The organism is Streptomyces sp. NPDC006283 (assembly GCF_040613325.1).
Lineage (GTDB): Bacteria > Actinomycetota > Actinomycetes > Streptomycetales > Streptomycetaceae > Streptomyces.
Genome location: NZ_JBEXRZ010000207.1, coordinates 1 through 13,398 on the forward strand (window position 1 = coordinate 1; position 13,398 = coordinate 13,398).

Annotated in this window: 9 protein-coding genes and 1 pseudogene; 6 read left to right on the forward strand and 4 right to left on the reverse strand. The window is 71.0% G+C overall.

The window, feature by feature from the left end:
- Positions 1-507 precede the first annotated feature (507 nt).
- The gene (locus ABZ070_RS29670; RefSeq protein WP_356638428.1) at positions 508-1,149 is read right to left on the reverse strand and encodes an aspartate/glutamate racemase family protein; all 642 of its coding nucleotides are present in this window, start codon (positions 1,147-1,149) and stop codon (positions 508-510) included.
- 17 nt (positions 1,150-1,166) lie between these two features.
- Positions 1,167-1,589, reverse strand: a complete 423-nt coding sequence (gene panD, locus ABZ070_RS29675) for an aspartate 1-decarboxylase (protein ID WP_356638429.1) — start codon at positions 1,587-1,589, stop codon at positions 1,167-1,169.
- A gap of 954 nt (positions 1,590-2,543) precedes the next feature.
- Between panD and ABZ070_RS29680 the strand changes: the two genes are divergently transcribed.
- Positions 2,544-3,923, forward strand: a complete 1,380-nt coding sequence (locus ABZ070_RS29680) for an MFS transporter (RefSeq protein WP_356638430.1) — start codon at positions 2,544-2,546, stop codon at positions 3,921-3,923.
- Positions 3,924-3,984: 61 nt separating this feature from the next.
- Here ABZ070_RS29680 and ABZ070_RS29685 read toward each other — a convergent pair whose 3' ends face one another.
- On the reverse strand, positions 3,985-4,584 hold the full coding sequence (locus tag ABZ070_RS29685; protein ID WP_356638431.1) for a helix-turn-helix domain-containing protein: 600 nt from the start codon (positions 4,582-4,584) through the stop codon (positions 3,985-3,987).
- 172 nt (positions 4,585-4,756) lie between these two features.
- On the opposite strand from ABZ070_RS29685, the gene ABZ070_RS29690 reads away from it, so the two are divergent.
- From ABZ070_RS29690 to ABZ070_RS29700, 3 genes are read left to right on the forward strand one after another with little or no spacing between them, the layout of a single operon-like run.
- Positions 4,757-6,322 carry an AMP-binding protein gene (locus tag ABZ070_RS29690; protein ID WP_356638432.1) on the forward strand — a complete coding sequence of 522 codons (1,566 nt, stop codon included), beginning with the start codon at positions 4,757-4,759 and terminating at the stop codon, positions 6,320-6,322.
- A gap of 35 nt (positions 6,323-6,357) precedes the next feature.
- Positions 6,358-7,560 carry an acyl-CoA dehydrogenase gene (locus ABZ070_RS29695; RefSeq protein WP_356638433.1) on the forward strand — a complete coding sequence of 401 codons (1,203 nt, stop codon included), beginning with the start codon at positions 6,358-6,360 and terminating at the stop codon, positions 7,558-7,560.
- Between the two features lie 40 nt (positions 7,561-7,600).
- Complete coding sequence (locus tag ABZ070_RS29700) at positions 7,601-8,764, forward strand: CaiB/BaiF CoA-transferase family protein (protein ID WP_356638434.1); 1,164 nt, start codon at positions 7,601-7,603, stop codon at positions 8,762-8,764.
- 364 nt (positions 8,765-9,128) lie between these two features.
- Here the strand turns inward: ABZ070_RS29700 and ABZ070_RS29705 are convergent.
- Positions 9,129-9,641: pseudogene (locus ABZ070_RS29705) on the reverse strand (IS5 family transposase); the annotation flags it as partial.
- Positions 9,642-10,083: 442 nt separating this feature from the next.
- Between ABZ070_RS29705 and ABZ070_RS29710 the strand changes: the two are divergent.
- Positions 10,084-11,838, forward strand: a complete 1,755-nt coding sequence (locus ABZ070_RS29710; protein WP_356638435.1) for a glycoside hydrolase domain-containing protein — start codon at positions 10,084-10,086, stop codon at positions 11,836-11,838.
- Between the two features lie 56 nt (positions 11,839-11,894).
- The gene (locus tag ABZ070_RS29715; protein WP_356638436.1) at positions 11,895-12,833 is read left to right on the forward strand and encodes a penicillin-insensitive murein endopeptidase; all 939 of its coding nucleotides are present in this window, start codon (positions 11,895-11,897) and stop codon (positions 12,831-12,833) included.
- Positions 12,834-13,398: the final 565 nt, after the last annotated feature.

Consider the following 13,398-nt stretch of genomic DNA (forward strand, 5'->3'; position numbering starts at 1 on the left):
CGAAAAGGTTTTATTCACTCGGGGGGGGGGTGCCGGCTGGGTGGGGGAGTGGGGCTTATCGGCCCGTCCGCCCGGCTGGGTGGGACCCCGGGGCGGTTTGGCCACCACCCCCCGCCCCGGGCGGCCCGGTTCGTCAGGGACCGGCCGGCCCCGGCTGGGGCTCCGGTTCAGGCGCCGGGACGGGCTCCGGTCCCGGCCTGGGTGGTTGAGGGATCGGGTCCGGTGAAGGCACGGGCGGCGGGCTCGGGGTCGGCACCGGACCGGGCAGCGGACCCGGGTCCGGCGGCGCCCCGGGGTCGGGCGTGGGCACCGGCGGTGCGGGGTCTGGGTACGGGTGGGTCATGCCGGGCCTCCATGGTGCGAAGTCGTGCGTTCCCATGTCTCCAGGTCCGCGTTCCCGCACTCGCCCGATCCACTCGCCGGGCGCCGCGGCGATCCCACCACCGGCCGCGTACGGCCGGGACATCGCTCAGGAGCGTGCTCAGGCGCCGTGCTCAGGCGCCGTGCTCAGGCGCCTGCGGCAGCCGCCCCCGCCACAGCCGCTGCCGCCCGGAAGCCCGGCTCCGGGCTGGAGAGCACGGGCAGTGGCCCGCGGACGCGAGCGGCTGCCTCCGCCATCGACGCCTGCGCGAGGACGACGACATCGGCGCCCGTCACCGTGTCCACGGCGGCCACGACCGCGTCGATGTAACCGTCACGGTCTCCTGCCTCGAAGCGTTCCCATGCGCCCTCGACCACCAGCGTGCGCAGCTCGAGGTCACGTCCTGCGGCTTCGTCCCGGATGAGGGCGGCCGTCGGTTCGAGCGTGCTGCCCTGCGTCGCGATCACGACGATGCGCCGGTACCGGGCCGCCTCGGCGGCCATGGGCCGGTCGACCCGGAGCACGGGGACACCGAGGCGCGGCGTCAACGCCTCCGCGACGCCGCCGATCGTCGAACAGGTGCACAGCACGGCGTCGGCCCCGTCCGCGACGGCTCCCGCGAGGACGTCGGCCACTGCGGGCCGGACGGCGTCCGGCCCTTCGCGCACCGCACGGGCCAGCAGGTTCTCGTGCACGAGGTGCCGCATCGCCAGGGACGGATGATGCGTGTCCCTCAGGGCGTCGAAGACAGGCACGTGCACGGGGGAGGTGTGGAGCAGCGCCAGCATGATCTCGAGCCGGCCCGTCAGAGCGCGCGAGCCGCTTGCGGGCTGCGGGCCGTGTCACTGCCGGGCACGGGCTCGGAGGCGTCGGAGCCGAGCGCCACGATGCGGTTGTCGGCATCCACGTGCACGACGCTGGGCACGAGTCGGCGTGCCTCGGCGTCCTCGACCTGTGCGTAGCTGATGAGAATCACCAGGTCTCCGGGGTGCACCAGGTGCGCGGCGGCACCGTTGATCCCGATGACACCGGAGCCGCGCTCGCCCTCGATGACGTAGGTCTCCAGGCGCGCGCCGTTGGTGATGTCGACGATGTGGACAAGCTCGCCGGGCAGCAGGTCGGCGGCGTCCATGAGATCGCGGTCGACGGTGACGGACCCGACGTAGTGCAGGTCGGCCTGGGTGACCGTGGCCCGGTGGATCTTGGACTTGAACATGGTGCGAAGCATGGACAAACTCCCGATTCGTCTGCTCCCTGCCTGCTTCCTGCAGGTCAAGGGCGGTCTCGACTGTACACCGGCACGCGCCGAACGATGTTTGTGAGGAACATCGCTCCGGCCAGGCGATATGGGTCCCCACCTAGGCTTTCGCGCCGTCACCGACTCATGTCCGGGCAATTCTCCGGGAACGCCCGGCGACTCATGCTGACCGAGTGCTGACTCACCTGATGTTCCGTCAAACGGGTGGCAGACCACTCCGCACGCACGGACGACGTGCGTCCACGCACCCCCGACCTGTCGGGCACCTACATCGCTCCAGTTCACGAAGGCGCTCCCCTGGGCCATAGGCAGGTCAACGCTCTACCGCCCCAGAAGCCGGCTCGCTGTCTGCCGTCCACCCGAAATCCCTCGGCCGCGTGGAACTCGTGAGCGACAGCTTCGCACCCGGCGGCCCCGCAGAGCCGCTGGCGCCTTGCCAGAAGCAGCCCGACACCATGGCGTTGCCGCCGTGCGGGAGGAGCCGAGCGCTGGCCCCACGGTCGCTCGCCAGGTCACTTCTGCCGGCCGATGTCCTGGTCGCTCAGGGTCTTCGCGAGTTCCGAACCGGCACGCTGTCAAACAGCCACCTGGCCCACGCGGTGGGCAGCCATTCTTCGTGGTGCCGTGCTTGGTCTCGTAGCAGGCCGATCGGCCCGGCAGGAGCCGGGACGGGCCGTCCGGAGTCGGCCACGCTCCGCGGTACCGCGAATCCTCCCCCTCTCGTCGCGGTAGATACTTGGCGCCAAACTCTTGAACAAGACCATCATTAACGTACAACCTGTTCGTCATCAGGGGGCAGAGGTGGACGGCGTCTGCTGTTCATCCGGCATGCGCGTCCCCCGCGGGAGCTGTCGACCGGCCCCAGGGATCGGCCCGGTCTCGCCGCTCTCGCGCCCTTCCTCTCCGAGCCGCAGGAGTGAACCCGTGATCGAACCCACCTCCCCCGCGCCGCCCGTCGACGCCGCTGCAGCATCCTCACGGGCTCCGGCGTTCGACCGACGGCGAGCATGGCTGATCACGGCATTGATCGTGGTGTTCATGCTGATCAACCACGCGGACAAGGCCGTTTTGGGGCTGGCGGCCGTGCCGATCATGGACGAGCTGGGCATCAGCAACAGCACGTACGGGATGATCTCCAGCTCGTTCGCCCTGCTCTTCAGCCTCTCCGGGCTCGCCGTCGGCTTCGTCTCCGCCCGCATATCCAGCAGGGTGCTGCTGTTCACGATGGCGATCCTGTGGGCGGTGGCCCAGCTGCCGGCCCTGATCGTGGCCTCGGTCCCGGCGCTGGTGGCCGGGCGGATGCTTCTGGGGGCCGCCGAGGGGCCTGCGGCCTCGATGTCGATGCACGCGCTGTACAAGTGGTTCCCGGCGGACCGGCGGGGGCTTCCCTCGGCGTTGCAGATCAGCGGGGCTGCCCTGGCCATGCTGGTCGCGGCACCCGTCGTCACCTGGCTGATCACCGCTTTCGGCTGGCGGTCCGCGTTCGTGGTACTCGCGGTGACGAGCACGGTATGGAGCCTGGTGTGGTGGCGGCTCGGCCATGACGGCCCGTACGGGCAGGAGGTCGCGCCCCGGGCGAAGGCCCTGCCGGCGGGCAGCGGGAGCTCGCATGCGGGGCCGGAGCGGCTGCCGTACCGGCGTCTGCTGCTGAACGGCACGGTGATCGGGAGTGTCGCGGCGGCCTTCGGCGCCTCGTGGGCGCTTGCGTTGAGTCACGCCTGGCTGCCCGTCTACCTCCGCACCCAGCAGGGCATGACACCGGGCGGGGCCGCCACGCTGATCAGCGGCATCTCCGCGCTGAGCCTGGTCCTGCTGCTGTCGGTGCCCCCGGTGGCGGACCGGCTCCGGCGGCGGGGGGCTTCGGACCGCTGGGCGAGCGCCGCTCCTCAGGGGGTCGCCGTGGCGGTCGCGGGCCTGGCCATGGCCGCCTTCCCGTTTGTCGACGAGCACTCCGCCCACGTCGCCCTCCTCGTGGTGGCGTTCGGCGGTCACGCCGTGGCCTTCCCCATGCACTACATGACGACGTCGGTCGTGGTCCCGCCGCTCCAGCGCGGGGCGGTGTTCGGCATCGTCGCCGCCGCCGGAACGCTGCCGAGCCTCGTCGCACCCGCTCTGACTGGGCACCTGCTGGACTCCGCCACCTCCCCGGGCGCGGGCTACACCCACGCCTTCCTGCTGTCCGCCGCCGTCATGCTGGTCTGCGGACTGGCGGCCCTGACCCTGATCCGCCCAGAAAGGGACGCGCGACGGCTGGGGCTGACTCATGGGGCCGACCCTGCGCCCCGGGCGGCCGCGGCCGCCTGAGCCCTCGACGCCCGCCCCGCCCCCCATCACTGGGCTGACCGGGCGCCCGTGGGATGCCCGGTCAGGCCGGCGGCGCCTCGAAGCCGCTGGCCCAGTACCGGCCGCGCATCGCCAGGTCGAGCAGCATGCGCACAACCTCTTCGGCGGGCAGGGACGGAGTGTCCTGCTCGACCCACCAGCGCAGGACGGCGATCTGCTCTCCCACCCAGACGCGGGCCAGGAGCTCGGGGTCGATGCGCGGCTGGACGGCGTTGCGTTCGGCCCGCGCCCTGAACTCCTCGGCCGTGGCGGCCGCGCAGGCGTCGACGAACATCTGCAGCGGCTTCCCGTCCCCCTCGCCGCGCAGCACGATCCGGTACAGGTCACGCTCCTCGCGGGCGTGCCGCAGCATCTCCAGGACGGGCTTGCCGGTGAAGCCGACCGCACTGTCGGCGACGGCGGGCTCCAGCCGCTCACCGAGCTGAGCCAGGAGGTCGCCCGTCACCCGGGCGAACAGGTCCTCCTTGTCACGGAAGTGGGCGTAGAAGGTCGCGCGGGCCACGTCCGCCCGCTCGGTGATGTCCTCCACCGTCAGCGCGGTGAACCCCCGCTCCAGGACCAGTTCCACCAGGGCCGCACCCAGGGCGCGGCGTGAGCGCCTGGTGCGTCTGTCCTCGGCCACCCGTACCTCCTCGATCGTCGTCAGTGCAGGGCGCCAGTCTAGGAGACGCTTGACAGCTGAACAGTTACTGAACAAGCTGTCTGTAATTGGTCTAGCCGTAAACGTACGCTGCCGGCCCCCGGAGGTCGGCGCTGTGTCCCCGGCTTCGCGCTTCCCTCTGGAGCACGTCTTGATGAATCTCGGCACGTACCTGTCCCGCAGCGCCCGCTACTGGCCCGACGCCCCGGCCCTGGTCTGCGGGGAGCGCCGGTGGACCTTCACCGAGCTCGACCGCACCACCGACCGGCTCGCCTCCGCCCTCGCCGGCCGGGGTCTGCGTCCCGGTGACGCGGTGGCCTCGCTCGCCTGGAACCGCGGCGAGCTCGTGGAGGTCGAGTTCGCCCTCTACAAAGCGGGGCTGACCCGCGCGCCGATCAACGCCCGCCTGGGGCGCGGCGAAATCGAGCACATCCTGCGGTATGCCCCCGTACGCGTGCTGGTCTTCGACGCCGCCCACCGCGAGGACGCCCTCGCGGCGATCGCGGCGGCAGGCACCGACTGCCTGCCCGTGGCGCTGGACGCTCCGGGGACTCCGGCCGCCGACGAGGTCACGTACGGCGCTCTGCTCGGCGAGGGGGACGAGGCGCCGTTCCTCGTCGACGTAGAGGAGTCCGACGCCTGCGTCCTGAACTTCACCTCCGGCTCCACGGGCGCTCTGAAGGCGGCGGTGCAGACGGTCGGCAACCGCCTCGCCAACATGCGCAAGCTGCTGATGTCCGACGAGTCCCGCCCCCACCCGGGCACCCGCTACCTCGCCTGCGGCCCCATCACCCACGCCACCGGCATGGCCCTGCTGGCCGGCGTCTTCGGCGGCTCGACCACCCACGTCCTGCCCACTTGGAGCCCGCAGGCGTTCCTGGAGACGGTCCAGAAGGAGGGCATCACCACCACCTTCCTCGTCCCGGCCATGGTGAACATGGTCCTCGCGCATCCGGAGCCCGGAAGGTACGACCTCTCCTCGCTGACGAGCGTGCGGGTCGGCGGCGCCCCGATCTCCCCGCAGCGCCTGCGCGACGCGGTCGCGTTCTTCGGCCCCGTGGTCGCCCAGGGGTACGGCCTCGGCGAGACGACGAGCGTCGTCGCGGGTCTGAGCGGCGAGGAGATCGCCCACGCGGTGAAGGAGGACGCCGAGCTGCTGCAGTCGTGCGGCCGTGCCACGTACGACACCGAGATACGCGTCGTCGACGACGCGGGCCGGGAGCTCGGCCCCCGGGAGGTCGGCGAGATCATCGTGCGCGGCCCCGACTGCGTACGCGAGTACTGGCAGGACCCCGAGCTGTCGGCGCAGACGTTCCGCGACGGCTGGGTGCACACCGGAGACCTCGCGTGGATGCGGGAGGACGGCTACCTCTTCCTCGTCGACCGCAAGAAAGACATGATCATCTCTGGCGGGTTCAACATCTACTGCACCGAGGTCGAGGCCGCCCTCTACGAGCACCCCGCCGTCCAGGAAGCCTGCGTCGTCGGCGTCCCCGACGAGAAGTGGGGCGAGGCCGTCAAGGCCGTCGTCGTCCCGCACACCGGCGCCGCCGTGACCGCCGACGAGCTGATCGCCTTCTGCGCCGAACGGCTCGACCGCTTCAAGAAGCCCGGCTCCATCGACTTCGTCGCCGAACTGCCCCACAACCGCAACGGAAAGCTCGACCGCAAGGCGGTCCGCGAACCGTTCTGGGCCGGTGCCGGCCGCCGCGTCAACTGACCGTCCCCGCAGACCCACGAGCCCTGGAGAGCCCCGTGCCCTTCTCCCTGCGTCCCACGTACGACGACCCCCGCACCGCGCGTCTCGTCGAGCGGCTGCGTGACTACCTCGACGGCGAACTCGCCGACTACGAGGCCGAGCGCGGCATCACCCCCACCAGCCGTCTCACCCGCGCGGATCTCGAACCGGTCTGGCGCCGCAGCCGCGAGCTGGGCTTCTACGGCATCCACCTGCCCGAGGAGTACGGTGGCCAGGACCTCACCTACACCCAGCTTGCGGCACTGAAGGAAGAGGTCGGCGCCAGCGGGCGCGTCCTGTCCCACAGCGTCCTCGGCGACATGGGCGGCCCGCTGCGCGCTGGGGACATCCTCAAGCACGCCACGCCGTACCAGCTGGAGACGTACCTGCTGCCGCTGATCCGCGGCGAGCGCGCCTGCTGCTTCTCCCTCACCGAGACCGATGCCGGGTCCGACGTCCGCTCCATGACCACCACCGCCGTACGCGACGACGACCGGGACGGCTACCGGCTGACCGGACACAAGGTCTTCTCCTCCGCCGGCCCCTTCGCCGACTTCGCGATCGTCGTCACCCGCATGGCCGGCACCGGCGAACAGGAAGGCGAGAAGCCCTCGTTCTCCGCGTTCCTGGTCGACCTCGACAGTCCCGGCTGCCGCGTCGAGGACGGCGCCACCCCCATGTCGGGCGAGCACATCGAGAGCGACGTCGTCCTCGACGACTGCTTCGTCCCCGCCGCCAACCTTCTCGGCGAGGAGGGCAAGGGCATGCGCATCGCCCTCGGCCGGGTGACCACCAACCGCCTGCTGCACTGCCCCACCGTCCTCGGCGCCACCCGCCGCGCCCTCGACCTGACGCTGAACCGGGCCCGCACCCGCAAAGTGGCCGGCGGTCAGCCGCTCCTCATGCTCCAGGCCATCCAGCACAAGGTCGCCGACATGGCCACCGCGCTCTACGCCGCGCGCTCCATGACGTACGCCGCGCTCGCCGCCCTCGACGAAGGCCGCGAGGTCCACGCCGAGGCGTTCATGTGCAAGCTGTTCGTCGCCGAGTCCGCCTTCCGCATCCTCGACGAAGCCGTGCAGATCCACGGCAAGGAGGGCCTGACCCAGGGCAACGAGATCGAGTTCCTCTTCCGCAAGATCCGCATGTTCCGTGTCCTCACCGGCACTTCCGAGATCCAGCGCAACGGCATCGCCAAACTCCTCGCCTTCCAGCACTGACCCGCCCGCCCGATCCACCTCCCCGGAAGGCCACCCCACCATGACCGCCACTCCCCCGCACTGGTCCGCCCTCAAGGGCACGCGCATCCTCGACCTCTCCCGTCTCCTGCCCGGTCCCTACGCCACCTCGATGCTCGCCGACCTCGGTGCTGACGTCATCAAGGTCGAGGACCCCGCCGGCGGCGACCTCCTCCGCTTCGCCCCACCCCTGTTCGACGCGCTCAACCGCAACAAGCGCTCCCTCACCCTCGACCTGCGCACCGACGACGGCCGGGCCACCTTCCTCAAGCTGGCGGCCACCGCCGACGCCGTCGTCGAGAGCTTCCGCCCCGGCGTCCTCGACGACCTCGGCATCGGCTTCGACGCCCTGCACGCCGTCAACCCCGGGCTCGTCCTGTGCTCCCTTACCGGCTACGGACAGACCGGCCCCTACGCCGCCAAGCCCGGCCACGAGCTGAACTTCCTCGGCCTCTCCGGCTTCTTCGCCGTCCCGGGCCGCCTCGACGGCGCTCCCACCCGCCCCGGCGTCCGCGTCGGGGACATGGCCGGAGCCATGCACGCCGCCCTCGCCCTGACGGCCGCCCTCGCCGGGGACCGGAGCGACCGGCAGGGCCAGCACATCGACGTCTCCCTCTCCGAGTCCATCACCGCCTGGTGCTCCCTCTTCGCCCTCCCCCTCCTTGGCATCGAGGACCCTCTCGCGGCCGGGCTCGTCCAGGGCGACAACGACGTCTTCACCACCGCCGACGGCCGCCTGCTGTCCCTGGCCACCTTCGAGGACAAGTTCTGGCGCCGCCTGCGCACCGACCTCGCCCCGGAATTCCCTGAGTTGCCCGAACTCGACTCCGCCGACCACGACCGACGCGCCGACCGCACCGCGGCCAGGGACCAGGTAGGCGCGCTCCTGCGCCGCGTGTTCGCGGCACGCGACTACGACTGGTGGCACCAGCGGCTCGACGCCATCGGCGCACCCTGGGCACCCGTCCTCACCCGCCCCGCAGACCTCCTCACCGACCCCCAGGCCCAAGCCCGGCGCCTCTTCCACCAGCCAGCCGCCAGCCCCTCCACCCCCCAGGCCCGCTTCCCCGTCACCTTCGGCGCCGGCCTCGACACCTTCCGCGAGGCCGCCCCCGCACTCGGCGAACACACTCGGGAACTGCTTGCCGAACTCGGTCCGACCGAGGGCCGGCGGACCGGGGTGTAGGTCCAGGGCATGAGCTGCTCAAGGACCTTTCCGACGCGGAGGGCAGTCGGGGCGCCGTGGGTGTGGCCGACGATCTGGACGCCCGTGGGGACACCCGACCGGACAAGCCGCTGGGGACGTTGAGGACCGGACAGCGGTCGTTGATGTTGAAGGGGGCGGTCATGGCCGCCCACAGGGGTTCGCCGTGGTCCTCGCCGTTCACCACCAGGCGGCCCAGGAGGTCGTCTCCGGCGGGCAGGCCGGGGGCGGCCGTCGTCGGGCAGATCAGGGCGTCGAGGTACGAGACGTGCCGGCGGGCGGTGGCCAGTACTCAGCGACCTTCGCCGCCACTATCCAGGTGCGACGGACCTTTGAACGGGACGTCTCACCCCGGGCGGAGCCATAGGCGGATCGCGGCCACGGTGACCGTCCCGTGGAAGACGTACGCCCTCTCGTCGTAGCGCGTATCGATGGCGCGGAAGTTCTTGAGCCGGTTGATGGTCCGCTCGACTTCGTTGCGGCGGCGGTAGGCCGTCTTGTCGAACCCGGTGGGCCGGCCGCCTTGGCTGCCGCGGCGCCGGCGGTTGGCTTGCTGGTTCCTCGGCTCGGGGATCCTGTGCTTGATCTGGCGCCTGCGCAGGTGACGCCGGTTGCGGCGTGACGAGTACGCTCTGTCTCCCCCGACGTGGTCGGGCCGGGTGCGCGGTCGTCAACCAGCCGGCCGGGGCACGCGGATCTCTTCCAGCACGGGAATCATCTGCGGTGCGTCCCCCCACTGGTCGGGCGTGACCACAAACCCGAGCGGGCGGCAGCCGCCCTCCCTGACAAGGTGGATCTTGCAGGTGAGCCCGCCTCGGGAGCGTCCCAGGCCCTCGTCGGAACAGTGACGTGCCGGTCGCGGCGACCGAGCGGTATGACCGTCCTGCGCTCCGTGCTGGTCGCCGTCGTCGCCTGTGCGGTGCTCCCGTAGGGCTGTTGTCCAACGCTGTCGCAGCGAGGGCTCAACGATCGTTGCCTGCACGGCTGTTGTGCCGGAGGTCTGGTCCTGTGGCAGATGGTGACGGAGTGGACACGCCGCGGTCGCGGCGCCAAACTCGGCTCAATCCCCTGCGGGGAGTCAGGACTCAAAACGGAGGCACGACGTTACGAGGCGCCGTTCCGATCTCGATTGTCATGACCATGCCCTTCATTCCACATCGCACCGACCACGCCTGGTCCGCGCCCGGTCGCGACATCTGAACAGCGAGTCCGACGCGCACAGCACCGCTCGTCCCGGCACGGAGCACACCTGCCGCGCCGCTCTCCCCACTCTCCCCCCGCATCCGAGTAGGAGTGCCCCGATGTCGTCGTTCCGCATCCCCTGGCGCATCCGCGCCGCAACGGCCGTGCTGGCGCTGCTCGCCGGTACTGTCGCGTCCGCCGTCCCCGGCCCCGCCCTGGCGGCCTCCCCGACCGAGAGCAGCCGGCACACCGTCACCTTCCACGGATATCGCATCGAGGTGCCTGCCGACTGGCAGGTGATCGACCTGGCCGAGCACCCGCGCACGTGCCTCCGGTTCGACAGACCCGCCGTCTACATAGGCGAGCCGGCCGACCAGAACGACTGCCCCGCCCGAGTCGTCGGCCGTACGGCGGGCATCATCGTCGAGCCCATAACCGCCCGCTCCGCCGGCCGGGCGACGGCGGCGACCGCGCGGACGCAGCGAGGCAAGGCCACCGCCCCGTCCGCCGCGGCCGGCAACGACACCATCCAGCTCGCGGTCGAGGACGCCGGCGTCCTCGTCACCGCCGCCCACACCCCGGCTACGGAGAGCCTGGTGCGCGGCGTCCTCGACTCGGCCGAGCTCACCACGGGCGCCGAGCGCACCGAACTGCCCCGCACCGCATGGCAGGCCGCCGCCGCGCCTCTGGCGGCGGCCGGGCCGCAGCCCGGCAGTTACCTCGGCAAGGGCTTCGACGCCTGCACCGCACCGTCGCAGGCCGCCATGAACGCCTGGCAGGCGAGCTCGCCGTACAGCGCGGTCGGCGTCTACATCAGCGGCTCCTTCCGCGGCTGCGCACAGCCGAACCTGACCGCGAGCTGGGTGACCAGCCAGACGAACAACGGATGGCGTCTGATCCCCATTGATGTCGGCCGCCAGGCGCCATGCACCAGCTACTCACTGAAGATGTCCGCCGACCCTGCCACGGCCAAGTCCCAGGGCGTCACCGCGGCGGCCGGCGCCATCACCGCCGCGTCGAACCTCGGTATCCCGGCGGGCAGCGCCATCTACAGCGACATCGAGGCCTACACCTCGACGGCCTCCTGCAAGGCGGCCGTGCTGTCGTACCTGTCCGGATGGACCGAGCGGCTGCACAGCAGCGGCTTTCTGTCGGGCTTCTACTCCAGCGCCGCCTCCGGCATCAGGGACGCCGCCAGCGAGTACAACAACAGCGCCTACACGCGGGTCGACCACCTCTTCTACGCGTGGTGGAACGGCGCCGCCGACACCAACACCGGTACGTACGTGCCGGCCGGCTACTGGTCCAACCACCAGCGGATCCACCAGTACGCCGGCGAGGTCACCGAGTCCTACGGCGGCTACTCGATCAACATCGACCGCGACTACCTCGACGTGGGCACGGGCACCCCACCCACGCCCACCTGCACCGGGGCGAACCTCGACTTCACCGCGTACACCACCGTCCAGAGCGGCTCGACCGGCAACCTGGTCAAGGCGGCCCAGTGCCTGCTGAAGGCCGCCGGCCACGACCCGGGCACGCCGGACGGGGTCTTCGGCCCGGGTACGACCACCGCTGCCGGCAACTTCCAGAGCAGCAAAGGACTTACGGCGGACGGCGTGGTCGGCCCGAAGACCTGGACGGCGCTGCTGTCCCGCGGATCCACCCCCACCGTCCAGAACGGCTCGACGGGAGAGGCCGTCACGCGACTGCAGCGTGCCCTGACCGCCGCACTCGGCCGGACGATGGCCATCGACGGCGTCTTCGGCTCGGGCACCGGTCAGGCCGTACGCGACTACCAGTCCTCGCGCGGGCTGGGCGCCGACGGCATCGTCGGCCCCGCCACCTGGGACGCCCTCCAGTCAGGAAGGTGAGCAGGGACATGGGCAGACAGGTGCAGGGAAGCGAGCAGAGAAGCGAGGGAGGGATCGTGAGACGACTCGCGCGGATCATCACGCTGTTCGCCGCGGCGGCAGGCCTGCTCTTCGGACTGGGCGTTCCGGCGCAGGCCTTCCCCCAGGCCGCGTTCCCGCTGACGAGCAACGGCAACCGGGGCTCCGACGTCGTCGCGTTGCAGCACCTGCTCGCCGCGCACGGCCGGTCCGTGGCCGTGGACGGCGCCTTCGGCTCGGGCACGCACAGCGCGGTGGTGGGCTTCCAGCAGTCCAAAAGCCTGACCGCGGACGGCGTCGTCGGCCCCGCCACATGGGGCGCGCTCGCCGTCACCGTACGGCAGGGCGACAACGGGCCGGCGGTGAAGGCCGTCCAGGCGCTCCTCAACGCCAAGCGGGGCTCAGGCCTCACGGTCGACGGGGCCTTCGGGCCCGGCACCGCCTCCGCCGTGCGCACCTTCCAGTCCCACGCCGGGCTCGGTGCGGACGGCGTCGTCGGACCGACCACGTGGAAGAACCTGTTGTGGCACTACGAGAACATCAATTTCGGCACCGGCACGATGTGCGCGCAGAGCCCCGACGGCAACGCGGGCGCCCACTGGGCGACGGCCGGCGCCGTCGGCCAGCTGGAAGCCGCCGCAGCCGGCTTCGCCGCCACCGGGAACGGCAGACTGCCCGTCGGCGACGCGGGCTTCGAGCACGGCGGCGACATTCCCGGCCACGCCAGCCACGAAGTCGGGATGGACATCGACGTGTGGCCGATCCGCACCGACTCCGCGCAGTGCACCGCAGGGCGTATCACCTGGCAGTCGTCGACGTACGACCGCGCGGCCACTCGCGCGCTCGTGCAGCAGATCCGGGCGAAGGCCCCCGGCCATGTCGAGCTGATCTTCTTCAACGATCCGCAGCTGATCTCGGAAGGGCTGACCACGAGCTACCCGAACCACGACAACCACCTGCACATCCGCTACCGCTAGGGAGCCGGCCGCGGGTCCGCGGCCGTTGCCTGCGGGAGCACGGCCGTCGACGGCCTGATCAGCGGATCACGAGCATCGTGGTCCGCCGCTGAGCTCCGTGCGCCACGCTCACGGCAGCTGATCTGGCCTGACGAAGAGACCCGCCGGGGACTAGTGACCAGAGTCGGAGATTCGTCGTTGGTCCGGTGTGACTGATGCGAGTCGTCCTGGACCGATGATCCGCCGTTGGTGCTGAGTGACGTCGAGCGGGAGATGTTGCAGTCGTGGGTGCGTCGCAGTTCGAGTGCCCAGGCATTGGCGTTCGGTCGCGCATCGTGCTGGAGTGCGCGGGGGGTCATACGATCGCTGAGGTCGCCCGGCGGCTGCGGATCGCGAACGACACGGTGGTTAAGCCGCTCGATGGCTTACGGGACGTGGCCGCCTGGAGCCCCGTGACGACCCGACCACCTATGGGGATACGCCATGCCATCGCTGAGTAGGACAACGTCGGTGTCGGCCGTGCCCTTCCCCCCGGCCCGGCCCGCCCCCCGGGAGTTATTAATAGAAAAACAAACTCATAACTCAA

Bases quoted from the DNA above. Each gene is read 5' to 3' on its own strand.
- ABZ070_RS29700 (WP_356638434.1), top strand. From the start codon at position 7,601: ATGACCGCCACTCCCCCGCACTGGTCCGCCCTCAAGGGCACGCGCATC.
- panD (WP_356638429.1), bottom strand. From the start codon at position 1,589: ATGCTTCGCACCATGTTCAAGTCCAAGATCCACCGGGCCACGGTCACC.
- ABZ070_RS29690 (WP_356638432.1), top strand. From the start codon at position 4,757: ATGAATCTCGGCACGTACCTGTCCCGCAGCGCCCGCTACTGGCCCGAC.
- ABZ070_RS29670 (WP_356638428.1), bottom strand. From the start codon at position 1,149: ATGCTGGCGCTGCTCCACACCTCCCCCGTGCACGTGCCTGTCTTCGAC.
- ABZ070_RS29710 (WP_356638435.1), top strand. From the start codon at position 10,084: ATGTCGTCGTTCCGCATCCCCTGGCGCATCCGCGCCGCAACGGCCGTG.